This is a genomic window from Alishewanella sp. HL-SH05 (genome assembly GCF_052655985.1).
Window position 1 is genome coordinate 715623 of record NZ_CP199753.1, and the last position, 22445, is coordinate 738067.

At 47.5% G+C, this 22445-nt stretch carries 20 protein-coding genes and 1 pseudogene; 7 read left to right on the plus strand and 14 right to left on the minus strand.

Translation table 11 applies throughout. From position 1 onward, the window contains the following. Window positions 1–761 precede the first annotated feature (761 nt). The 6 genes from ACUJFL_RS03135 to ACUJFL_RS03160 form a co-directional block, all read right to left on the minus strand. Window positions 762–1175 (minus strand): pilin, encoded by a 414-nt coding sequence (locus tag ACUJFL_RS03135; protein ID WP_445428474.1) that lies wholly within the window; start codon window positions 1173–1175, stop codon window positions 762–764. Between the two features lie 177 nt (window positions 1176–1352). After that, window positions 1353–2219: an aminotransferase class IV gene (locus ACUJFL_RS03140; RefSeq protein ID WP_445428475.1), complete on the minus strand. Its 867-nt coding sequence runs from the start codon at window positions 2217–2219 to the stop codon at window positions 1353–1355. Window positions 2220–2253: 34 nt separating this feature from the next. Beyond that, on the minus strand, window positions 2254–3162 hold the full coding sequence (locus ACUJFL_RS03145; protein ID WP_445428476.1) for a glutamate cyclase domain-containing protein: 909 nt from the start codon (window positions 3160–3162) through the stop codon (window positions 2254–2256). Further along, on the minus strand, window positions 3159–4157 hold the full coding sequence (locus ACUJFL_RS03150) for a 5-oxoprolinase subunit C family protein (RefSeq protein ID WP_445428477.1): 999 nt from the start codon (window positions 4155–4157) through the stop codon (window positions 3159–3161). The genes ACUJFL_RS03145 and ACUJFL_RS03150 overlap by 4 nt, the downstream gene beginning before the upstream one ends. Further along, entirely contained in the window at window positions 4154–4897 is a 744-nt protein-coding gene (locus ACUJFL_RS03155; RefSeq protein WP_445428478.1) for a 5-oxoprolinase subunit B family protein, read from the minus strand. The genes ACUJFL_RS03150 and ACUJFL_RS03155 overlap by 4 nt, the downstream gene beginning before the upstream one ends. Beyond that, complete coding sequence (locus tag ACUJFL_RS03160) at window positions 4885–5622, minus strand: 5-oxoprolinase subunit PxpA (protein ID WP_445429059.1); 738 nt, start codon at window positions 5620–5622, stop codon at window positions 4885–4887. The genes ACUJFL_RS03155 and ACUJFL_RS03160 overlap by 13 nt, the downstream gene beginning before the upstream one ends. A gap of 331 nt (window positions 5623–5953) precedes the next feature. Here ACUJFL_RS03160 and ACUJFL_RS03165 point away from each other — a divergent pair, with 331 nt between their 5' ends. Further along, window positions 5954–6967: a diguanylate cyclase domain-containing protein gene (locus ACUJFL_RS03165; RefSeq protein ID WP_445428479.1), complete on the plus strand. Its 1014-nt coding sequence runs from the start codon at window positions 5954–5956 to the stop codon at window positions 6965–6967. Window positions 6968–6985: 18 nt separating this feature from the next. Here the strand turns inward: ACUJFL_RS03165 and ACUJFL_RS03170 are convergent, their stop codons facing one another. From ACUJFL_RS03170 to ACUJFL_RS03205, 8 genes are all read right to left on the minus strand, one after another. Continuing rightward, window positions 6986–7786: a putative hydro-lyase gene (locus ACUJFL_RS03170; RefSeq protein WP_445428480.1), complete on the minus strand. Its 801-nt coding sequence runs from the start codon at window positions 7784–7786 to the stop codon at window positions 6986–6988. Between the two features lie 47 nt (window positions 7787–7833). Next, on the minus strand, window positions 7834–9918 hold the full coding sequence (recG, locus tag ACUJFL_RS03175; RefSeq protein ID WP_445428481.1) for an ATP-dependent DNA helicase RecG: 2085 nt from the start codon (window positions 9916–9918) through the stop codon (window positions 7834–7836). A 9-nt stretch (window positions 9919–9927) separates the two neighbouring features. Next, on the minus strand, window positions 9928–10320 hold the full coding sequence (locus ACUJFL_RS03180) for a RidA family protein (protein WP_226749312.1): 393 nt from the start codon (window positions 10318–10320) through the stop codon (window positions 9928–9930). Window positions 10321–10325: 5 nt separating this feature from the next. Continuing rightward, entirely contained in the window at window positions 10326–12446 is a 2121-nt protein-coding gene (gene spoT / locus ACUJFL_RS03185; RefSeq protein WP_226749313.1) for a bifunctional GTP diphosphokinase/guanosine-3',5'-bis pyrophosphate 3'-pyrophosphohydrolase, read from the minus strand. A 123-nt stretch (window positions 12447–12569) separates the two neighbouring features. After that, the gene (gene rpoZ / locus ACUJFL_RS03190; RefSeq protein ID WP_226749314.1) at window positions 12570–12845 is read right to left on the minus strand and encodes a DNA-directed RNA polymerase subunit omega; all 276 of its coding nucleotides are present in this window, start codon (window positions 12843–12845) and stop codon (window positions 12570–12572) included. Between the two features lie 59 nt (window positions 12846–12904). Next, the gene (gene gmk, locus ACUJFL_RS03195) at window positions 12905–13537 is read right to left on the minus strand and encodes a guanylate kinase (RefSeq protein WP_445429060.1); all 633 of its coding nucleotides are present in this window, start codon (window positions 13535–13537) and stop codon (window positions 12905–12907) included. 91 nt (window positions 13538–13628) lie between these two features. Beyond that, window positions 13629–14123, minus strand: a complete 495-nt coding sequence (locus tag ACUJFL_RS03200; RefSeq protein ID WP_226749315.1) for a PaaI family thioesterase — start codon at window positions 14121–14123, stop codon at window positions 13629–13631. Window positions 14124–14202: 79 nt separating this feature from the next. Then, window positions 14203–16608, minus strand: a complete 2406-nt coding sequence (locus ACUJFL_RS03205; protein WP_445428482.1) for a fatty acid cis/trans isomerase — start codon at window positions 16606–16608, stop codon at window positions 14203–14205. A 194-nt stretch (window positions 16609–16802) separates the two neighbouring features. Here ACUJFL_RS03205 and ACUJFL_RS03210 point away from each other — a divergent pair, with 194 nt between their 5' ends. The 6 genes and pseudogenes from ACUJFL_RS03210 to ACUJFL_RS03235 all read left to right on the plus strand — a co-directional run bounded on the left by ACUJFL_RS03210 (window position 16803) and on the right by ACUJFL_RS03235 (window position 22244). Next, window positions 16803–17078 (plus strand): hypothetical protein, encoded by a 276-nt coding sequence (locus ACUJFL_RS03210; protein ID WP_445428483.1) that lies wholly within the window; start codon window positions 16803–16805, stop codon window positions 17076–17078. 365 nt (window positions 17079–17443) lie between these two features. Beyond that, window positions 17444–17734 (plus strand): helix-turn-helix domain-containing protein, encoded by a 291-nt coding sequence (locus ACUJFL_RS03215; RefSeq protein ID WP_445428484.1) that lies wholly within the window; start codon window positions 17444–17446, stop codon window positions 17732–17734. After that, window positions 17724–19073, plus strand: a complete 1350-nt coding sequence (locus tag ACUJFL_RS03220) for a type II toxin-antitoxin system HipA family toxin (protein WP_445428485.1) — start codon at window positions 17724–17726, stop codon at window positions 19071–19073. Before ACUJFL_RS03215 ends, ACUJFL_RS03220 begins: the two co-directional genes overlap by 11 nt. 48 nt (window positions 19074–19121) lie before the next feature. After that, the gene (locus ACUJFL_RS03225; RefSeq protein WP_445428486.1) at window positions 19122–20240 is read left to right on the plus strand and encodes a hypothetical protein; all 1119 of its coding nucleotides are present in this window, start codon (window positions 19122–19124) and stop codon (window positions 20238–20240) included. A 452-nt stretch (window positions 20241–20692) separates the two neighbouring features. Further along, a complete protein-coding gene (locus tag ACUJFL_RS03230; RefSeq protein WP_036984862.1) occupies window positions 20693–20998 on the plus strand; it encodes a helix-turn-helix domain-containing protein in 306 nt (101 codons plus the stop codon). Then, window positions 20995–22244: pseudogene (locus ACUJFL_RS03235) on the plus strand (type II toxin-antitoxin system HipA family toxin). Before ACUJFL_RS03230 ends, ACUJFL_RS03235 begins: the two are co-directional and overlap by 4 nt. Window positions 22245–22445: the final 201 nt, after the last annotated feature.

Consider the following 22445-nt stretch of genomic DNA (forward strand, 5'->3'; position numbering starts at 1 on the left):
AGCTGATGCCGTATCGGGGTTGGCAAAACCATGTATCTGATTGCACAGCTACGCTGCTTTACCTTGTTTGCTGTAACATCGCCTGCTGCCTGAGCCATCAAGGGGTTGGTTTAAAACCATGATTCTGTCGCAGCAAAGCTGCATCACTTGGACAGGCGGGAGAACAGAGGGTTTTCTGGGGCTACAAGTAGCCAGGGGCAGGACACAGTAAGTCCAGAGCCTTGATCCTGATGGGTGACTGGTGCGATACACGCATAACCACCAACGAGAACTAAAATGCGAAGGTTATTGGTTTACAAGGAATAAAAAAGATACGCGCACTTGCGTACGGGTTTGCTTATGCTATTGACACCGAGAGGCTAATGGGTGACCCCGAAGGTCTACATGATTCGTCATCAGCACAAAGGCATGGATAGCAACCTGATGCTGCTGGGCATAGTGCTGCAGCCTTTCAAGATATACAGAGTCATCTTGCTTGGTAAAAAAACAGACTTAGCGATTGTTCCCCCGTTGAATAATGTGCTGAGCAAACCCGGGTAATGTAAACCGTGGCTGTCGTGGCATTATGGCCTCGCGCGACGAAATAAATTAAAGTTTATTTAACATTTTAGTTTTTTTCACGTTGACATTGAGTATTCTTATTAAGCGAAGAGAGGTGTGGTTAGGTTACAATGGCTTGTTCGGTATCTAACCCTGAAGGTCAAAAAATATAAAGCCAGAAAACTCTGGCTTTTATGAATTAAATCGTTAGACAGCAATTGTTATGCTTGTGGGCAAGATTTTGGAGCTAGTGAAGCTTTAGAAGCTCCTGTAGTGGCACAAGTCCATTGACCTGTTGCTGCTGTGCGAGTCCATGTCATTACTGCAGATGAGACCTGTGAAGGTGCATTTCTAACAGTACAAACTAGAGTAGTTGCTGTTGCTGTTATAGTACAGTTTTGAGTTGTGGCATTAGGGATGCTTGAAATGTCTGCTATAGTAGCAATGGTTTCACCATTGTTAACTTTCATTTCAAATTCAGTCTTGGCGCCAGTAATTTCAGCTAAACCTGCAGTCAGTTTTGATGTTGCTTGATAGTCAGAATACGCTGGTAATGCCACCGCAGCCAAAATACCGATGATCGCTACTACGATCATTAATTCAATTAAGGTAAAACCTTGTTGTACACGTTTCATAATTTACATCTCCTGAGTTTTGTTAGCCGCTTGGGCTAACACTTATTCTGGACGGTTTTTCACATTTCGCAAGCACTATTTTTTAATCTAATTAAAAAATTGCTAATTTATTGCTCTGTAACAGCTTTTTAGCCGTTGCTGCGTAATAAAGCAGCACAAATAAATAACAATAAAGTACTATATGCTGTATTTGTATTGGCTGAATAATTGCTGGGCGTGTAGCCAAATATCGCCCACTTGGCCATTACCAACCGGTTGCTTGTTTAGCATTGTCACGGGCGCGATTTCCTTGCTGGAGCTGGTTAACCAGATCTCATCGGCGCTGAGTACTTCATCATAACTGATGTCGCGCTCAACCACCTTTAGCTGGCTATGCTGGCGTAAAATCTGTAATAGCAGCAAGCGTGTAACGCCAGGTAATAATTTGTTGGAAAGTGGCGGGGTAGCAATTTCACCGTTTTTAATGACAAACACATTAACGGCGGCACCTTCGGTTAAAAAGCCTTCACGATCGAACAATAAAATCTCTTGCGCGCCTTGGTCTTTGCCTTGTTGGTAGTGCAGCACGTTACCAAGCAGCGAGGTCGATTTAATATGGCAACGCTGCCAGCGTAAATCGTTACCGGTCACCGCATGATAGGTGGTCGCTTGGTGTTTATCGGCCACCGGCTCTGCTGCGATGGCAAAAGCATAGGCAAAAACAGTAGGCTGAATATCGGTGGGGAAGGCATGGTTGCGTTTGGTGTCGGCGCCACGGCTCACTTGAATATACACGGCCAAATTATCGCCCATGTTCGGTTGGTTCAGCGTGAGCAACTGCTGGCATAACGCAGCCCAGCGAGCTTCGGTCATGCCATGTTGAATACTGAGCTCGGCTAAACCATTGTGCAGGCGCGTGATATGCGGTGCAAACCCAACAAAACGGCCATGGTAGGACGGGATCACTTCATAGATACCATCACCAAACAAAAAACCGCGGTCCATTGGCGAAATTTTCGCTTCGCTGGCGGGAATAAACTGACCGTTTAAGTAGACTGTGCTCATGCGCGCTCTCGTGTAAATGACAAAGGTTAAAGGGTTAAAGGGGCTGTGGTTCGGGCTGTGTCAGTACCGCATCGACCCACTGATTTAGGCGGGCAATTAATGCCAGGCCTTCAGTGTAGGGTAAGCCATCTTCGGTTAAAGTATTGGCGCGAGTCACGCCGTCAATACAGCCATTATCAACGAGATACTGTAATAGCTCGACCAAGTTAGCTTGTTGCAGTAAATTTTCGCCGCGTAATATCGACAGCATGGCAATAATGCCCCAGGCGGCCCAGTTAGAAACATCGGCGATCACCAGTTCGTCACATTCGGTAACACTGGGCGTGATATTTAATTGGCCTAAAACGGCGGCTAAATTACCCATGCCGATTTCATTACCGCCATCGCCAATCGCTAGCGTAGGGCAGCTGGCTTGCTCTAAAAAATAATCAAAGCTGGCGCAGCGCGCCGAAATATCTTCGCCACGCATATTCATATAACGGCCATTAGCACTAAAACCTGGCCGTTCAATCGCCAGCACTAACGCCGGCTTTAACTCGGCTAAGGCCGTGCGGGCCAGCTGTGCGAGCTGCTGATATTGGTTAACTTTTAGCTGATAGCACTGATAACGTTGGCTTAACACACTAAACAGCGGATCACCACAGACAATAATTGGCTTTAATTGCAGCGCTACGGCACATTGATACAGGGCGATAGCGCCCACCGGGCCATCGGTTTCAAAGGTCTCTAATACCGGAAAGCCGGTGCCAATTAATACCGTACTGCCGGCGGGTAAATTAAACAAGCGCGCGGCGCGCAGCACATAGCCGGGGCGTAAATGCGGTTGTAACAGTTGCATACCGCGCAAATTGCGCTCCACCAAGCAGTTTTCGAGCTGTTGGCTTAACTGCTTTAAGTTCACCATAGGTTGGCTTGAGGCGGTATTTGGCGCAGCGTGTGTCATAGGGTGTCCAAAACAGTCGGGCTAATGCCATAGTGTTGATATTCGCGTTTTAACCTAGCGGCAGCTAAATGAACGGCATTATGCGCATCGGCGGCGGTGATTGGGCTGAAATTAAGCTGTGTGCCGCTACTGGCCTGCGCCAGAGCCCAACAATCAAGAGACAGTACATTGCCCATTTTTGGATAGCCGCCTAAGGTTTGCCGATCATTTAACAGCACTATCGGTTGGCCATCGGGTGGAATTTGCACAGCGCCATAGCTGATCCCCTCGGATAACAACTGGCTGGTACTGCAACGAATGGCAGGGCCGTTTAACTTGTAGCCCATGCGATCAAATTGTGGGCTGACCTGATAGCGATGCAAATAAAACTGCGCCCGCGCGGTGGTGCTAAACAACGCTGCTTGATAGCCTTCAATTAAGCGCAGTTGCAGGGGAGTGTCGCCGGGTAAAGTGCGTTGGCGTATTGCGGCGGCAACTGGCGCTTTGTTGGTGTTGATATGGCTGCTTGCTGCGGTTGCTAAAGCAAGCTCAGCCCCTGCGGTAAGCTTTTGACCGTTTTGCTGCAAGCCGCCAATACCCTCGCGCATAACGGTGGCGCTACTGCCAAACTGAGCGGGGGCGGCAATACCGCCAGCAACCGCAAGGTATGCCCGTAAGCCACGACTACACATGCCCAGTTCAATTTCGTCACCGGCTTTAAGCGCTAATGCCTGCCAGCACTGCACAGCCTTGCCATTTAAGGTTAAGGCTAATTCTGCACCCGTGACCGCGATCACGCAGTTTGCAACGGCTTGTAATGTTAAGCCGCCCACACTGTGTTCAATCAGTGTGCTGTTAATAGGGTTGGCCACTAACGCATTAGCCCAGCGAAAGCTGTGTAAATCGAGTGGGCCGCCTTGGGTTAACCCCAGCGTGCCCATGCCGAAGCGGCCTTGGTCTTGCAGTAAACTTAACACCCCAGGGCTAATAATGCGCAGTACCGTCATGCTCGTCATACTAGACCGCCTAATAAGCGATATTCGCGCGCGGTGATCGGCACAAAATTGACCTGATCGCCCACGGCCACCGGCATGGCCGGTTGTTGTTTGGCGTTAAACATTGGCACCGGGCAAAGCCCTAGTAGATGCCAGCCTCCAGGCGTAGCTGCGGGGTACACCGCGGTTTGACGATCGGCAATGGCGACTGCACCGGCCGGTACTTTGGCGCGCGGTGTGCTTAAGCGTGGTAGCGCCAGTGCGGCCGGGAGTTCACCTAAATAAGCAAAACCTGGTGCAAAGCCAATGGCATAGACCTGATAACTACACTGGCTATGCAGTGCAATCACCTCTGCAACCGATAAGCCTGTGGCTTTGGCCACCCGCACGAGATCTAAATCGTCTTGTTCGCTATACCACACGGGCAACTCTACGCATTTTGCTGTACTGGTCGCTAATTTTGCTGCCGGTTTGGCTAAAGCCTTAACCAATAAAGGCCGCAGCGTTAAGTGGCTTTGCTGCAGCGGATTAAAGGTAACTAGCAATGAGGCATAAGAGGGTAATAACGCCATTAACACCGTGCCGACTAACGGCTGTAATAACTGCATAGCGGTTTGAATATGCAGCGCTGCGCCAGGGCTAATTTGCTGTGTATTCAAATACAACATATACGCATTTTCACCGGCGATCTGTAAATGATAATCCGCTGCGGATAAGCCGCCCACCAGCAAATCTGAGCGGTTAAGATTTATCTCTGACATGCATTTACTCGCATTCGGATCTGTTGCAATTGTGCGATGGCTTCAAGGTTATCACCGTGTACGCACAGTGTATCTGCTTGCAAGGTAAGGGTACGGCCGGTGTCGGTGGTCACGGTGCCGTTTTTGAGTAATTGGTCGACTTGCTCAAGCACTTCTGCGCCATGTAACACCGCACCGGCTTGAGCGCGAGGCGTTAGCTTGCCTTGGTCGGTATAACGGCGATCAGCAAAGGCTTCGAATAATAAAGACACACCGGCTGTGGCGGCTTGCTGTTTGAGTAAAGCGGCGTCGGCAGTGGCTAAAATCATTAATTTTAGGGGCTTATGATAGCTGGCAATGGCTGCTAATACCGCTTGCCATACCGCAGGCTGGCTCATCATATCGTTATATAAAGCGCCATGGGGTTTCACGTAGCTAACGCTCATACCTTGGCATTGCGCCATGCCATCGAGTGCGGCTATTTGATAATGTAACAAATGGCGAATTTCTGCCGCTGAACAGTGCATACTGCGCCGGCCAAAACCTTGTAAGTCGGGATAGCTGGGGTGGGCCCCAATGGTTACCTTGTGTTGTTTGGCTAGGCTGAGGGTTTGCGCCATAACATTAGCATCGCCGGCATGAAAACCACAGGCGATATTGGCAAGATCGATATGTGGCATGGCGTCGTGATCACGCCCCATTTGCCAGCTACCAAAACTTTCGCCGAGATCGCAGTTAAGTAACAGGGAGGCTCGAGGCATGTCTGCTGCAGTTGACGAGATCTGTTGTACTGTCATAACGGCTCCGCTAACGTCTTTCTAAACTGTCATAGTGTGCGTGAGACGCTATGTAATGTCCAGTTGCCTAACCGCGCAAATAATAAAATATTCAGGCTTTTATTTGTTAAGAATAAACTATTCTGCGGTGGTACTTTGCTGCAGTTTTGCGGCTAAATAACCGCTTTTAATTAAAAAGCATCAACCTAGCGAGAATATTCGTTATTTCGCTGCAGCTTTGGCTGAGCCTGTGCTTTACTAAAGTGTAGCAGTGTCCATTTTCAGAAACGACGGATCTTTTATGGATAGTAGTGAATTAGAAAGTCGGCTCAGAACCTTGCAAAAGGCTTTGTTACCTTTAATCCAACTGGTGAATAGAATTTCGCGTTTAGAAACCGCATTTGTTTCCTATATCGATCCGGTGGCAGGCCGTCAGCAAGTGGTGGCGGTGTCGGGTGATGGCGAAATTAATATCGTTGCCGGTGATGAATTCAATTGGCATGATTCGATGTGCCGATTGATTTTTAATGATGAAGGCTGGATCCAAAGTCGGGTGGCAAAAAGGTACCCTGACAGTATTGGGGCTAAATCGGGCATGAATACGTTTTTTGCCTTACCGGTGCAATATAACAATCGGTTAATTGGCAGCTTGTGTGGTACCAGCGTGAACGAAACCGAGCTTGATAACGAACAATACGAGCAGATCCAATTAATTGCCGAAGCGGTGTCGTGGCAAGTGTCGCAATGGCAGCGTTTAATTAAATTACAGCGGCGCTTACAAACTTCGCGTCGCCATTTAAAACAAGCCTTTCAAGACAAAGAATCGCTGCGCATGTTATCCGAGCAAGATCCGCTGACCGGTTTATTAAATCGACGTGGTTTTGCAGATTTATGGCAAAGTTGTATTGAGCAGGAATCAACGGATTCTGATATCAGCGTGATGGCACTGGATTTTGATAACTTTAAACAACTGAATGATAACTTTGGCCATCAGGCCGGTGATGACGCATTAAAAGCACTGGCGAATATCTTGACCTTAAATATCCGCGATTATGATTTTGCAGCCCGTTTGGGTGGAGATGAATTCATGTTGGTTTTGCCGACCTGTAAAAGGCTAGATGCGCTGCAAATTAGCGAGCGCATTCAACAGCACTATTTGGCCACTTTACATGGCCAGTCTCATACCATCAGTATTGGTGTGGCGGTTAGCGAACAAGGCGCCAGTGACGATTTACTGCTACTGGCCGATAAGGCACTGTATCAAGCCAAAAACTCAGGGCGGGGTGTCATTATCGTGAACACTTTTCGGCGCTAAGCTAAGCCACTCAGCCGTTTAAAGTACGGCTAATTTGCTGTTGGGTAAGTCTGTGATCAGCATATGGCCTGGGGCATGGCTGATACAAAAATCTAGTTTCGCTTGCGCTATGGCCAATTGTGGCGTTACGCCACACGCCCAGAATACCGGCACTTCGCCTTCTTTAATGCTAACCGCATCACCGTAATCGGGCTGATTGATATTCTGAATTCCGATCCGGGCTGGATCACCAAAATGCACCGGGGCACCATGTACTTGTGGAAAGCGCGAGCAAATTTGAATGGCTCGGATCGCTGCGGCAGGCTGCATTGGTCGCATACTGACCACCATATTACTGCTAAACACCCCAGCACTTTGGCAAGGAAGATTGGTTTTGTACATGGGGACATTTTTCTGCTCGGTAATATTACGAATTTCCAAGCCATCGGCCAGTAGCGCCTCTTCAAATGAAAACGAGCAACCGATTAAAAACGTGACTAAGTCATCGCGCCATACTGCACCTAAGTCGGTAACTTCTTCGGTAAATTCGCCGTGTCGAAAAAGCCGATAACGTGGTAAGTCGCTGCGAATATCTAAATTGGCGGCTAACTGCGGCATGTCAATGGCGCCGGGCGTTGCCGCCATGCCCAGTAAGGGGCAGGGTTTCGGATTGAAATGACAAAACTGCAAAAAATCAGCCGCATAAGCGGCGGGAATAATCGCCATATTGGCTTGCACAAAACCAGGCGCCAACCCAGAGGTGTTGCGGCTAAAAGCGCCACTGCGGCATTGCTGACGAATTTGCAAAGGACTCAGTTGCAAAGGGTTAGGTTGTGACATACCAACTCCGGCTTAGTGTTATGGGGTTTTATTGAGTTTGCAGCGCGTTAAGCATTGCCATAGATTTCACTATTGGCCAGCCAGCGTTTGATTAATTGTAAGCTATCTTCACGTGAATCTTGCCATAGCCGTGCGGCAATGGCACCGGCTTGCGGCAGTAAGGCGCTATCTCGGGTTAAATCGGCAATTTTAAACTGCATTAAACCGGTTTGTCGGGTACCGAGTAATTCACCTGGGCCACGAATTTCTAAATCGCGCTGCGCAATAACAAAGCCGTCATTACTTTCGCGTAATACGGCTAAGCGCGATTGTGCGGTGCGAGACAACGGCGCATGATACAGCAATACGCAATGTGATACTGCGCTACCACGACCGACACGGCCACGTAACTGGTGTAATTGCGCTAAACCCAGCCGTTCAGGGTTTTCAATAATCATTAAGCTGGCATTGGGCACATCAACGCCAACCTCGATAACGGTGGTTGCCACTAATAAGTCTAACTCGCCACGGCTAAATTGCTGCATCAGTTGTTGTTTTTCTGCGCTTTTTAAGCGGCCATGTACCAAACCAATTTTTAATTCAGGTAATGCGGTTTGCAATAAACTGGCGGTGTCTTCTGCGGCTTGGCATTGCAGCACTTCAGACTCTTCAATGAGTGTACACACCCAATAGGCTTGGCGTTTTTGCTCGGTAACCACCTGACGGACGCGTGCCATCACTTCGTCGCGGCGACTATCTGGGATGGCCACCGTGGTGACGGGCGTACGGCCCGGTGGCAACTCATCAATAATAGAGGTGTCGAGATCGGCATAAGCGGTCATAGCCAAGGTTCTGGGGATCGGCGTTGCCGTCATTACTAATTGATGCGGGTAGTGAGCAACAATGCCGCCTTTTTCACGAAGCGCTAGGCGTTGGTGCACTCCAAAACGGTGTTGTTCATCAATAATGATTAACGCGAGGCGGCTAAATTCGACATGCTGCTGAAACAGCGCATGGGTACCAATCACCATCTGGGCTTGGCCACTGCCAATGGCATCTAAGGCACTTTGCCGAGCTTTACCTTTGGTTTTACCGGCCAGCCAGGCTAATTCGATGCCCAGTGGTGCAAACCAGCGTTGAAAATTAACGGCGTGTTGCTCCGCGAGCAATTCAGTCGGCGCCATTAATGCCACCTGATAGCCATTACCGATAGCGGTAAGTGCCGCTAGGGCGGCCACCAGTGTTTTGCCTGAGCCAACATCACCTTGCACTAAACGCAGCATGGGCAGCGGTTTGGCAAGGTCTTGTTGAATTTGTGCCACCACCCGCTGCTGTGCGCCGGTTGGGCTAAAAGGCAAGGCGGCTAAAAATTCTGCCAGTAAAGGCTCTGGCGTCGTTAATACCACGGCTTGTTGCTGTTGTGCTTGGCTGCGCAGTTTATACATGCTGAGTTGCTGGGCAATCAGCTCTTCTAAAATAAGCCGTTGCTGCGCCGGGTGTTTACCCTCTTCAAGCAATGTGAGGGCGGCATCTGGCGGCGGGCGATGTATATAACGCAGCGCATCCGCCAGTGACCAAGGCTGTTTCAATAAATGCGCCGGTAAGTATTCTGCTGGCGCGTAGCGATCTAAATATTCGAGGGCGGCATCGGTAAGATTGCGCCACGTGGCTTGTTTTAGCCCTTCGGTTGTTGGGTAAACCGGGGTTAGGGTTTCAGCCACCTGCTGCTCGGTATGCTGCGGGTTTATGACCTTATATTCCGGGTGTAGCATTTCTAAACCGCGATGACCGCGCTTTACCTCGCCAAAACAGCGAAGTTGGCTGCCTTTTTCTACTGCATTTTTTTGTGCGGCAGAAAAATGAAAAAAACGCAGCGTGATGCGGCCGCTACCATCTTGTAGCGTGATCAACCAGCTACGTCTTTTCCCAAATTGCACTTCGCTACTTAACACTTCACCTTGCACAGTGGCATGGATCAGCGGTTGCAAATCGGCAATCGGATACAGGCGAGTGCGATCTTCATAGCGCAGCGGCAGGTGAAACAGCAGGTCCTGCACACTAAAAATAGCCAGCTTGGCGAGCCGTTCCGCTACTTTGCTGCCAACGCCTTTGATCACGGCGATGGCAATATTATCTAAACGCGTTGGGCTCAAGATACAGGCCTAGTGGGTAGACGGTACTTCCATCACGCCGTCAATTTCAATTTGAGCGCCGCGTGGTAAAGCACTGACTTGTACCGCTGCACGAGCAGGGTAGGGTTCGGCAAAATATTGGCTCATAATTTGGTTAACCACAGCAAACTGGCTAAGATCAATTAAGAAAATATTCACTTTAACCATGTCATTCAAACTACCGCCGGCGGCTTCACATACCGCGGCTAAGTTTTTAAACACTTGGTGTGTTTGCTCGGCAAAATCGTCTGAAACAAATTGCATGGTGGCCGGCACGAGTGGGATCTGGCCGGATAAATACACTGTGGTACCAATTTTTACCGCTTGGCTGTAAGTACCAATAGCGGCTGGCGCCGCATCAGTGCGAATAATCACTTTAGACATGAAAACTATTTCCTTTTATAAACTTTTTGTACGTCAGGCAGCACACGAATTTTGCGCATAACGTTAGCAAGATGGACCCTATCGCGCACCGACAGGGTTATTTTAATGACATATTCGCCGGTATCCCGATCGTCGGTCGACAGATCTTGAATATTGGAGTCTTGCGCAGCAATGAGTGAAGTTAGCTTTGCTAGCACTCCTTGGCGATTAATAATAAAGACGCGGATATCACATAAGAATTGCTTCTCTGAAGTGTTATCCCAACGTACTGGGAAGAACTTCGCCGGTTCGCGCTCCCAGCCTTTGATATTTCGACAATCTGCACGATGCACGTTTAAACCTTTACCCGGTGTGGCATTCGCCACTATAGGATCACCCGGTATCGGTCGACAGCACTTGGCAAAGGTAATCAGCATGCCTTCAGAGCCAACAATAAAGGCATTGCCCTTCGGTAACTGCGGGGTTTTGCTTTGTGGCTCTTGGCTTTCAAATTCACCTAATAAGCGCCTTGCAATAGCGATAGGTAATTGATTGCCCAGACCGATTTCAGTATAAAGCGCATCTAAGGATTGTTGATTCACATTGGCTAAAACTTGCTCGATACGTTCTGCGGCAATGTCATCTAATTTAACGCTGCCCAAGGCGGAGGTTAACAAGCGTTTACCTAGCGTAATAGCTTCATTTTGTTGCTGTTTTTTCAGGTAGTTACGAATGCCCAAGATGGCGCGGCTAGTCACCACGTAATTCAACCAATTGGCGTTAGGTTTACCGCCTGAGCTGGTCATAATTTCGACGGTTTGGCCGGTTTCAAGCGGTTTACTGAGGGAGTAAGGCCGCCGATCAACTTTAGCCCCTACGCAGCGATTACCGATATCCGTATGCACAGCATAGGCAAAATCGACCGCAGTAGCGCCAATTGGCAATTCTACAATGAGACCTTTAGGGGTAAACACGTAAAGTTCGTCAGGATAGAGCTCGGATTTAACGTTTTCGACAAATTCGTAGCTGTTGCCGGCAGATTGTTGCAGCTCAAGTAAGCTTTGCATCCAACGCTGCGCTCGGATCTGCGCGGTCGATTCGCGTGGCAACTCCCCGTTGGTTTTATACATCCAATGTGCGGCGATGCCTTTGTCGGCCATTTCGTCCATTTCGCGAGTACGCATTTGAATTTCAACAGGAATACCATGCGGGCCTATTAACGAAGTATGCAACGATTGATAACCGTTTTGTTTTGGAATGGCGATATAGTCTTTAAAACGGCTTTCAATAGGCTTAAACAAGTTATGCATAATGCCCAGCGTGCGATAGCAACTATCGATGTTATCTACCACCACGCGAAAGGCGTAAATATCCATCACATCGTTGAACATCAGCTCTTTGTTTTTCATCTTGCGATAGATGCTGTACAAATGCTTTTCGCGGCCGCTGACATCGGCGCTGATGCCGGCTTGCTCGATACGGTGCCGGATATCGTGCTGCACTTTTTCTAACAGTTCACGCCGATTGCCACGGGCCTGTTTTACCGCTGTACTGAGCGCCCGATAACGCATGGGATAAAGCGCTTGGAAGCCCCAATCTTCTAATTCATTTTTGATATTGTGAATACCCAAGCGGTTGGCGATAGGCGCATACAACTCGAGGGTTTCTTTGGCGATCCGGCGGCGTTTTTCGGGCCGCAGTGCCCCGAGCGTTCGCATATTATGGGTACGGTCGGCCAGTTTAATCAAAATAACCCGAATGTCTTGGGTCATTGCCATAAACATTTTTTGCAGGTTCGTGGTTTCGAACTCTTTAAAGTCTTTAAATTTAACTTTGTCGAGCTTACTGACACCTTGCACCAGTTCGGCAACGGTAGCACCAAACAAGCGGCTTAAATCTTCTTTGCTAACTGGGGTGTCTTCGATCACGTCGTGCAACAAGGCGGCCATGAGCGTTTCATGGTCGAGTCGCATGTCCGCTAAGATGCTAGTTACGGCAACAGGGTGGGTGATGTAAGGCTCACCGCTTGAACGAAATTGCGGTGCGTGCGCGTCTCTGGCAACCACATAGGCCTGTTGTACCAGATTTACCTGCTCTTGTGGCAGATAGGCACTTATCTGATTTTTCAGACCTTCAAATAGATACACAAGCGCTCCAAACTAAAACAGCATAACGACAGCGTTACAAGCTGATGAAAGTTTAGAATATACGATTAAATTTAACGAATGCCAACGGCTAAAGTGCCGCTGACATCGATTAGACGGGAATTTTTACTGATCTGAACCAATAATGGCCGCGACTGCTGCCATTTCAGAGGCTTCTTGTTGTAATTGATCACGACGCTCTTGCGCATCCAAGATGCTGCTCGTGATAAAACCTTGTTCGATTTCACGCAACGCCACTACCGTGGGTTTGTCGTTTTCAAGTTCAACGAATGGCTCTTTGCCTTCAACGGCCAGCTGACGAGCACGGCGTGCTGCAACCAGAATTAAATCAAAACGGTTACCAATTTTATCTACAGCATCTTCAACGGTTACGCGAGCCATTCAGCACTCCGGAAATATTCAGGGTTAATCAGGGATGTTACAAGACCGCATAATATACGCTATTTTATCGGTTTCGCCAACAATTGATCGAGCAATGGCTGTTGCCGTTGTTGTGCAGAGGCGAAGCGGTGACGCTGACAAAGTACAATTTGCTCAAGTTGATGCAGCGTAGCAGCAAAGTCATCGTTGATAATTAAATAGTCATATTCGTCGGCATGCGACATTTCGTTTTGGGCTTTTGCCATACGCCCAGCAATCACTTCGGCACTGTCAGTTGCGCGATTTGTTAGGCGTTGCTGCAGTTCAGTTAAGCTTGGCGGTAATATAAAAATACCAATGGTGGCCGCTGCTTGTTCGCGAATTTGCCTTGCGCCCTGCCAGTCGATGTCTAAAAACACATCAATACCTTGGGCTAATTGCCGCTCTATTGCTGCGCGAGACGTACCGTAATAATTACCAAAGACTTCGGCCCATTCTAAAAACTCATTATTTTCAATGCGCGCTTTAAAATCGTCGACCGTCGTAAAATGATAATGCACGCCATTTTGCTCACCGGCCCGTGGGGCTCGGGTGGTATGCGAGACGCTTAATTGCATATCAGCATGGCGCTGCAATAAAGCTTGGATCAAACTGGATTTACCGGTGCCACTGGGGGCAGAAATGATAAACAGATTGCCGCTAAGTTGCTGCATGTTGTGTTCAGTCAAAGTGGTTACCTTTAGGCGCAACGAGGATAGGCAAGCAAGTTTACTGCCTGTCGCCGCTGCGTGCAATTGTCGCGGCTTAGGCTTTTGCGCTTCTTTTAGCTTTGGCCTTGATTGACAAGGTTAACGTGAAGGTGGCCATTGGCTCAGTGCCATGTAAGCTGGGGCAGGTCACCACCACTGAAACGGGCTTATTGATGCGCTCGCCGCTGGCTAAAGACTCATCAATCATCTGATCAATCACATCGCCATCATGGCTGGTAAAATGCACCTGCGCTTCGGGGCGTTTTAAAAATTGGCCTTGTACATCTTTAAAGGCAAAGTTGGCATTAACACCGCGATCTTTGGCTTTACTAAACACAGAAAAAGCCCCGGCTAAATCGGCGCCGATGGCCAAAGCACCAAAATAAACACTGCCTAAATGATTTTTAGTGCGCCAAGCATGCGGCATGGTAATTTCTACCGTTTTTTCATCCATACGGACAATTTTCGGTGAACAAAAACCAATTAGCGGAATGTAGCGCCAAGCGAATAACTTTAAAAACCAATTGGCTTTGCGTAGTGAGGTTGCCATATCTAAAACTCAAAATTGTTTGCTTTAGCCTAGCTTACCACTGGTCTGACCAAAAGCAAATTGGCGATTTCGCTTAGCGCTAGTTGGGCTTGGCTTGTTGCAATGGCCGATGTTCTAACCGATTGTAATCTAGCCAGCTGCCGTCGATGGGATAGCGCTGTTGAAACTGCTGGTTAAGTTTGTCACTAAATTGCCAAAAGTCCGGATGGTGCCGACCAATGCCAATGTCGTTCAGCAATTGCCGATACTGTTGCTCAGTATGCATTTGCTGCACTTGTGCGACAACTTTAGGCAACTGTGCTTCGGATATTTTCCAAAATGCATCGGGGTAACTGCCTAAAATACCGCTGACTAAGGTGGTGGTATCTGCAGCCGGATGACGGTTTTCTTCTTCTTTTAATAGGCTGCTGACATTAAAGTGGGCGCTATTACGGATCAACGTAAATAATTCTGCGGCACGGCCATCGGCAGGTTCCAGCATAATAATGGTAAGCTCAGGCAATAGTGTCGCACTGGTGCCTTGTAGCTGCCCTAATTGAGAGAGCAGGTTTAAGCTGTTGTTGTTTAATTGGCTATCGCTTAATTGATAACGCTGCGGTTGCACAGCGTGTAATTGCTCTGTAAATAATTGATATAGTTCGGCTTTGTGATATGGCGTTTGAAACGTGATGCCGCTGGGTTGTGAAAACGGGTTAATGTCACCTTTAATAAACTCGGTCAGTTCTGGACCTGCTTGCTGATACCAATCTGCAAATTCTTGGCGGCGGCTGGCCTCGGGTAAAAAGGCTAAGAAATTCGATTCACCCTCCATGCGCAGAAAATCCATATACAGCCGTGTCATCAATTGATGACCGTAATTACCATAAACGTCGAACCCGGCAACCAGCAAGTAGTGGATGCGTTCAAGCAGCGCATAATCAATAACCCAAGCGGTTTTAGGAGGTTCGCCCAGTAACCCTTTTATCACAGTGGCATTGTCAAAATGCCGAAAAACGGTGAGGCTAGCATTTTGATTTTGGCCATCGCCATCCCACAACACGTCAGGGGTTAGGTAGGCGCTTTGCTGTAAATGCTCATTTAAAAAAGCGCTACGTGCTTGCAGATAATCGCCTTGTCGAGCAGCAAAGCCGACCCAGCTTACGGCAAAGGTGGTACTTTCTTCTTCAGCCGGTAAGCGCAAATTGTCTTGTTGCGAGAGATAAAAAGCATTTACGGCGGCACTTTCAGCGAGTTCGGGTTTAATAAAATATACCCAAAACCGATCGTTAATGACATTAAGCGCAACCTGCCCTCGGCAAACCGGGCCTTTGATGTAGCCCATAATGGTATTTTCTGCACGCTCTAACATAAAGCGATAGCGGGCGTTCACTGGCAGTTCTTTAAAGGCGGTCAGTGGGTTGGCGGCGATCTCGGGGGCATAGCCGGGTAACGCACTCACTTGATAGTCGGCATCTTTAAACCAGCGTTGCCATTTTTGCAGCAAGCTATCATTGATGTCATAAGGTTGATGTGTTTTATTAACAATGGTGTCGCGCACGGCTTGTAGCCGATAATAAACGCGCTCAACTGCTGGATCATCATAAGGTCTGCGCCCCGCAATCACCTCAATAGCTTGGCCTGGCGGTGTTTTTGAGCGTAAAAGTCGAAAGAATTGCGGCCGTTCGTTGCCATCATGCAGTGCGCTGAAATACAAATGAGACGTAAATAAATGCTCGTAAATATAGCGAGCACTTAACCGAGTTTTTAAATCATCAGTATTGAGCCATTGCTCAAGCTGCTGCACAGCGGCTTGGTGTGCGGCCGGTAATGGCGCATCCGCAGTAAAATAAGCGCCGGCGCTAAGCCAGTTGGTTAAAAGGCTATGTTCTTGTGCGTTTAAACCGGGTAAAGCATATGGCATTCCGGCATAAGGCTGCGCCTTGGCATAACTAGCAAATTCGCTATCTGTTGGGCATTGCTGTTGACGATTCAGGCTTAAATCAAATTGTTCTGTCATCGCATTAGCGTCGGGTAGCGGGTGTGCTTGTTTTAATTGCAGCATTTTCGTTATTAAACCGCTGGTGATCGGCGCATCGGCTTGTTGGTTTTCCAGCACTGAAAAAAAACCACGTTCACGCCATTCTTGCGTGGTGGCAGCATCAAGATGCAGCCGGTTGGGTGTTGCAGCTAATAAACGTGTGCCATCGTACACTTTTTCTTTGTGCGCGCCGCGCGCAAAACCTTGCGGTGCGCTCATGTTCAATTGGCAAGGGGAGTCGTAACAGGCATGACAAACCACGCAGCGAGATTCCAGCAGCGGTTTTATCTGTTGTTGGTAATGTGCAGCAAGCTCTGGATCTTGGCTGATTAACGGCTGCGTTAGGCTGTCGGCTGCTTTGCCGCGAGCTAAAGGTGATGCCCGATTTGCGAAGTACAGCGCCGCAACAATCGCGCATAAGACAAGTAATACTCGCCATTTGTTTGATAAAAATACGGTCCGTTTCAAAATAACTCCCTACTTTCTTAAGCAAATATACTAGCCTTTCTTTGCTAAAATTACTAACCGCGACCAAAAAACCGACTATTAAAAGTCGTTGTGGTGTCGAGAATGAGATTTTTTAGTATTGATTAAATGTTGTTGATGTTAAGGCGCCTGTAATAATGTTAATAGCGGTTAAGCAATAAAATTAAGGAATGAGCATGAGCGAGCAAGGGAGTGCTACGGTGGTTTTCACGGAAGATGACTTTGCCAAAATGACGGTATTTAAGCGCTTTGAAGGCGGCACGGTGTACACCTTTGACACCGATACGCAATTCTTAGTGGTAGTTGACGAAAGCACGATGGCTTTTTTACTGGAAGAAGAAAGCGATGACATGGAATTTATCAAATGCACCGCATTTGCCACTTCAGCAGCCCGCTTAGCGTATTTACAAGCTAAATACCCAAGCAGTGAAAACGATGCCCCTGATTTTTGAGTTGGCTTATCGCTACAAGCTAGTTTTACATTGTCCGATGCTCTGGATCTGCTCATTGAGTAGTGGTCTAGACCTTAATAAACTCAATGAGTTATCGAAAAGAAACTGTTCAAAAATGCCTGCTTGCCCACCAAACTGCCCACCACTTGCCTATGGCTTTTACTAAATCTTAGTGGTGCTTCTTGGCTATGACTACGGAAAAACAGTGCCGTTTTTATGCTGCTGTTAGAGCTAAAACATAGCAGTTTTGAAGGGCTTTATCGAGTAATTTTTTCAACACCTCAATCATAAATGGATACAATAATATCCACATTCTGTTTTATTTCGCTATAATGGATATTACTGTATCCATTTGGCCTTTGCGGATGAAATTTACCTTACTTGATGATACCGATGTAAGCCAAGCCTATGCGGCTTATTTGCGGGAGTTACGAAAGCAGGCAAAGCTGTCACGAACGGCGCTTGCTGAGCGAAGCTGTGTACCTGCGGCCACCATTAAAAAGTTTGAGCTGACCGGGCAAATTTCATTTCGCCAATTGCTGTTGCTATGGCAGACCCTTGATTCGCTAGAGAGGCTCTATCAACTCACACAACCTAGCAAAGAACGCGCTGCTATGCCCACGAGTATTGATGAGGTGCTAAAAGATGAGTTTTAAACCCATTCAAAAACTCGCCGTGACTCGCACGTTAAGCTCAGGTGAGCAGGTTGCTGTAGGGATCTTGGCGCAGAATCGGCAAGGTGTTTTTTTCCAGTATGCAGACAACTATTTGCAGCAGTTTGGCAACTTATCACCTTTTACCTTGCATGCGAACGCGCAAGTTCAAGTCGCTCCTAAAGCGCCGCACCAAGGTGTACATGGCGTATTTGGAGATTGTTTGCCCGATGGCTGGGGCATGTTGTTACAAGATCGTATTTTCCGGCAAAAGGGCATCCTACCTAATCAATTAACTGCGATGGATAGACTAGCCTTTGTCGGTGATAAAGGCATGGGAGCATTGTCTTTTTCTCCGGTGTCTGAGTTTTCAGCCACCACGCACGCGGATATTGATTTAGCGACGTTAGGCTTAGAAGCACAAACGCTGTTCGATTCTTCGATGTCAGATTATATGGATGATAATCACGATGAGTTAGATGGGCATACTCAACAGGTGTTGGCCGCATTAGTCGCCGGAGGTAGTTCGGGTGGGGCAAGGCCTAAGGCACAAATTTATATGCCTGCTGGGGAAACTCAGCATTGTCGAACCTTTGCTCAGCCTGGAGATGAGGCTTGGCTGATTAAATTTACCTCAAAAAATCTCGCACTCGGCCATGAAGAAGGTTTGTGTGAGGCGGTTTATTTACAAATGGCAGAACTTGCTAAGTGTCAACCACCAGTTTGGCAACTCATTGAAGCACCACCTACAAGCGGTGCGTCTGCCTGGTTGGCGCTTAAGCGTTTTGATTATGTCACTGAACAGGCTGAATTAGGCAGCAAGCGCAGTGCAGGTCGATTGCATATGCACAGCGCTTGCGGGCTACTGGATGCAGACTTTCGAACGCCAAGTTTAGATTACATTGATTTAATTAAAGCTAGCCGTCAGTTGTGTAAATCGCCAGCTGCTGGACAACTGCAATTTCGCCGTGCCGTTTTTAACCTGCTGTCGTCTAATCAAGACGACCACAGTAAAAACTGGGCGTTTTTGCAAGCGGATGACGGTCAATGGGATCCTGCCCCTTTTTACGATGTTACCTACAGCCCACATCCATTCAACGAACACGCCACTGCTTTCGGAGGTTATGGCAAAGCGCCACCGCTTAAGGTGATGCAAAAACTTGCTACCAGTGCTGGCTTTTCGAATTGGAATGATGCAAGGCAAGTCATTGAAGAAGTCGCAGAAGCCATCAGCCAATTTACGTATCTGGCACAGCAGCAAGGGATCAGTAAAACAACAGTGTCTGCGATTGCTAAGACATTGGATCAGCGCAAACAGGAAAATGCCGCGCTTTTTCAATGAAAGTAAAACAAACTTTTCAATTCACAATAAATACATAGCAAGGTCATCGTGAGCGAATATCAATACTATAAATTTGAGCGTCTGGATGGGTATTTAGATGCTAAAGCACGTCAAGCACTCAGGGCCATTTCAAGCCGTGCCGAGATCAGCGCTACGTCCTTTCAGGTGTATTACACCTACAGTGACTTAAAGGCGGAGCCTTTTGAGCTGATGTTAAAATACTTTGATATCGGTTTTTACTATGCCGATTGGGGCTCAATCGATGCCTACATCAAGCTACCAGCAGGAACGCTCCCTGAAGCTTTACTTGGCTTTTCAAGTGATGGGCTTCATGTTCACGAAAACGATGAGTGGCAGTTGCTGATTTTTTCCCTTGAGGAGTATGACGAATATTTTGACGATGAGCATGCCGACGACTTTTTCCAGCATTTAGCTGGGTTACGCAGCGGGTTAATGCAAGGGGATTGGCGCCTTGTGTACTTCATGTGGCTTAAAGCGGTTGATTTTAATGATGACGTTGAACGAGTGCCGTTAGTTCAATTCGATTTTGAGCACCTCAGTGAAGAGGAGCAGGCGTTTGCAGCGCTGTATGATATTCCTTTAGCATTGGTTAAGGCACTCGCCATGGTGCTGAACGCACAACCCAGTCACCAAGCCAAACAAACCCAGTTTCAGTTTGATACATGGCTCCATAGTCTCTCAGAGGCAGAGAAAGACACGTTATTACGCGCGCTGTTTGAGCAAGGCCAGTTAACCCGTCACCAAGCTTTAGCGCTGACGCGAAAAGAACCTGCCAACACAGACGAGATCTATCAATATTGGTTAACCCCCGACGTCATTTCCCCTTTCATTGAGCAAGCCCAAGGCCAATTACAGCAAGAGCAAGCCGCAGCACTCGCAAAAAAATTAGCCATCGAAAAAGCAGAAAAAGAAAAAGCGTTGACGGATGTTTACAATCGGCGTGAGCACTACTGGCAGCAAGCACAAGAACAAGCGGATCGCACTTGCGCCAGTGGTTACGATGCGGTATCACGCTATTTGCATCAGCTGTTTGAGGCCTATCAGTTCAAAGCGGATGAAGCGGTGTTTGAACAACGTTTTAAGCGCTTTGTAGTAGCGAATAATAGCCGGAAAGCATTGTTAAATCGCTTGAGTGATTTGCTTTAAACGATGAGGCTATAGGTCGGCCAAATGACGTGAATAAAAAATATCATTCAGTTTTGATTGGTTGAAAGCTTGAATGCCGCATTCAGGTCTACAAATTGTTACCCATAAAGTCACTTTGTGTAGACCTCCAACCTCTGCATTCCCCCGTTCGGTAAAACGCATAGAGGAGTACTCAACTTGCATTGCACACTTTTACGCGCAGAAAAGTGCAGAGTTTTACATTTTTATGCGCCGAAAAGTGTAGTTTGGTGGCCTTTGGCATTCAGGGATCCACATCATCGCCTTGGCCAACGCGCAAGCTAAACCTAAAGATGGGATATAAATCCAATTATATTGAGTAAAGTGGGAATATAGTCCTATATGTACACTGTTGGAGTTGCTTGGGATTCCAAGTTGGACTATATTCCCATTAACGGTTAAATAGTGGGAATATAGTCCCTTTGGTTGGTGATATGGCTAAGCGTGACTTACACAATGTACTGTTTCCAAAGCAGCGCAAAATTCTGACTCATTTTGGTGAAGACTTGCTGTTGGCGATGAAACGACGTGGTTTTACAAAAAAGCTACTGTGTGAACGTACTGGTTTTGATCATAAAACCGTGAATAAAGTCTTCGCCGGTGATCCGGGCGTTGCCATAGGCACTTACTTAAAAGTGATGGCCGTTCTTGGCATGGAAAGCAACTTTGCAGAAATGGCCGCTCACGACGAAGTGGGTATCAAGCTGCAAAACATAAAATTGCTGGAAGGTTCAAAATGAGCCGTGAAATCGTCGAAGTCTATGCCGACTGGCAGCCAATTGAAGCGCCTTTACTAATTGGGCTGCTTTCTTACAGCGATTCAAGCCGAGGTGGTGTATTTAGTTTTGCCTACGATAAAGCATTTTTAACCTCAGCCTATCGCTTGCAAATTGATCCAATCCTAACGCTTCACCCCGGTGAACTCTATAACGATGAAGCCGATAAAAACTTTCGCGCATTTCTTGATTCATCGCCTGATAGATGGGGGCGTATTTTAATGCAGCGGCGTGCGGCGATTGAGGCGCGCAAAGGCATTCGAGCAACAAGTCGATTAAACGAATTGGATTACCTGCTGGGCGTACATGACTCTTATCGGATGGGGGGATTCGATTTAAGCGAGTAGGCTCGGATGCTTTTTTGGACGACAACTCTGAGTTTGCTGCGCCGCCAATGGCTTCTTTGCGAGAGCTAGAGCACGCAGCAATGCAGATTGAAAAAGACGATAACATCGACAGTGACGAGTATTACCGCTGGTTGAAAATGCTGATTTCTCCAGGCTCATCATTAGGTGGTGCAAGGCCCAAGGCTTGTGTCACAGATGAACAAGGCCACTTGTGGATTGCTAAGTTTCCCAATTTAAACGATACCCATGATGTGGGGGCGTGGGAGATGGTCTGTTATGAATTGGCGTTGGCGGCAGGTATTGACATGTTTCCAAGTGAGATCAGGCAATTTTCGTCACAGCACCATACCTTTTTAACCAAACGGTTTGACCGCGACGGTGAAAAGCGGCTGCATTTTTCATCGGCCATGACACAGCTTCAATACTATGATGGTGAACAATCTCAAGGTGCTAGCTACTTAGAGATTGCTGAATTTATTTCCAATTGTGGTGCACAAACCACAGCCGATTTAGCTCAGTTATGGCGTCGAATCGTGTTTAATATTGCGGTGTCTAACACGGATGATCACCTGCGTAACCATGGATTTTTATTAACAAAAAATGGCTGGAAGTTATCACCGGCTTATGATTTAAACCCGATAGTGGGTAAGCATGGCCTGCATCTGAATATAACCGATGCAGACAACACTTTAGACTACCAATTAGCCTTTGACGTAAAAGACTTCTTCCGACTTTCGCAAACCCAAGCCACGCAAATTTACGATGAAGTATTAATTACGGTTAAGCAATGGCAAACCGTTGCTAAGCGGCTAGGGATCAGCCGAGCGGAGCAAGCCATGAAACAATCAGCGTTTAACGTTTAATGAGTCAGTGAAACTATATTTTCATTTTTAATCAGATAAAGAAGTTTTAGTTTCACTTTATGCTTTGCCTCATACTCCATGTGTTTTAACACTTCGCTCATCCCTTGGGCTTTTGGGGCAGCTTGGGCAAAGCCTTAGTTCACGCCACTTAGGCACACACTAACCCTGCCCACAGAGCATTTATTGTTTTGGGCACTATCT

Excerpts from the sequence above, each read along its gene's own strand:
- ACUJFL_RS03230 (WP_036984862.1), top strand. The coding sequence starts at position 20,693 with ATGGCTAAGCGTGACTTACACAATGTACTGTTTCCAAAGCAGCGCAAA.
- ACUJFL_RS03170 (WP_445428480.1), bottom strand. The coding sequence starts at position 7,786 with ATGTCACAACCTAACCCTTTGCAACTGAGTCCTTTGCAAATTCGTCAG.
- ACUJFL_RS03200 (WP_226749315.1), bottom strand. The coding sequence starts at position 14,123 with ATGGCAACCTCACTACGCAAAGCCAATTGGTTTTTAAAGTTATTCGCT.
- ACUJFL_RS03165 (WP_445428479.1), top strand. The coding sequence starts at position 5,954 with ATGGATAGTAGTGAATTAGAAAGTCGGCTCAGAACCTTGCAAAAGGCT.
- ACUJFL_RS03135 (WP_445428474.1), bottom strand. The coding sequence starts at position 1,175 with ATGAAACGTGTACAACAAGGTTTTACCTTAATTGAATTAATGATCGTA.
- rpoZ (WP_226749314.1), bottom strand. The coding sequence starts at position 12,845 with ATGGCTCGCGTAACCGTTGAAGATGCTGTAGATAAAATTGGTAACCGT.
- ACUJFL_RS03210 (WP_445428483.1), top strand. The coding sequence starts at position 16,803 with ATGAGCGAGCAAGGGAGTGCTACGGTGGTTTTCACGGAAGATGACTTT.
- ACUJFL_RS03155 (WP_445428478.1), bottom strand. The coding sequence starts at position 4,897 with ATGTCAGAGATAAATCTTAACCGCTCAGATTTGCTGGTGGGCGGCTTA.
- ACUJFL_RS03145 (WP_445428476.1), bottom strand. The coding sequence starts at position 3,162 with ATGACACACGCTGCGCCAAATACCGCCTCAAGCCAACCTATGGTGAAC.
- ACUJFL_RS03220 (WP_445428485.1), top strand. The coding sequence starts at position 17,724 with ATGAGTTTTAAACCCATTCAAAAACTCGCCGTGACTCGCACGTTAAGC.
- gmk (WP_445429060.1), bottom strand. The coding sequence starts at position 13,537 with ATGCAGCAACTTAGCGGCAATCTGTTTATCATTTCTGCCCCCAGTGGC.
- ACUJFL_RS03215 (WP_445428484.1), top strand. The coding sequence starts at position 17,444 with ATGAAATTTACCTTACTTGATGATACCGATGTAAGCCAAGCCTATGCG.
- ACUJFL_RS03180 (WP_226749312.1), bottom strand. The coding sequence starts at position 10,320 with ATGTCTAAAGTGATTATTCGCACTGATGCGGCGCCAGCCGCTATTGGT.
- ACUJFL_RS03150 (WP_445428477.1), bottom strand. The coding sequence starts at position 4,157 with ATGACGAGCATGACGGTACTGCGCATTATTAGCCCTGGGGTGTTAAGT.
- ACUJFL_RS03140 (WP_445428475.1), bottom strand. The coding sequence starts at position 2,219 with ATGAGCACAGTCTACTTAAACGGTCAGTTTATTCCCGCCAGCGAAGCG.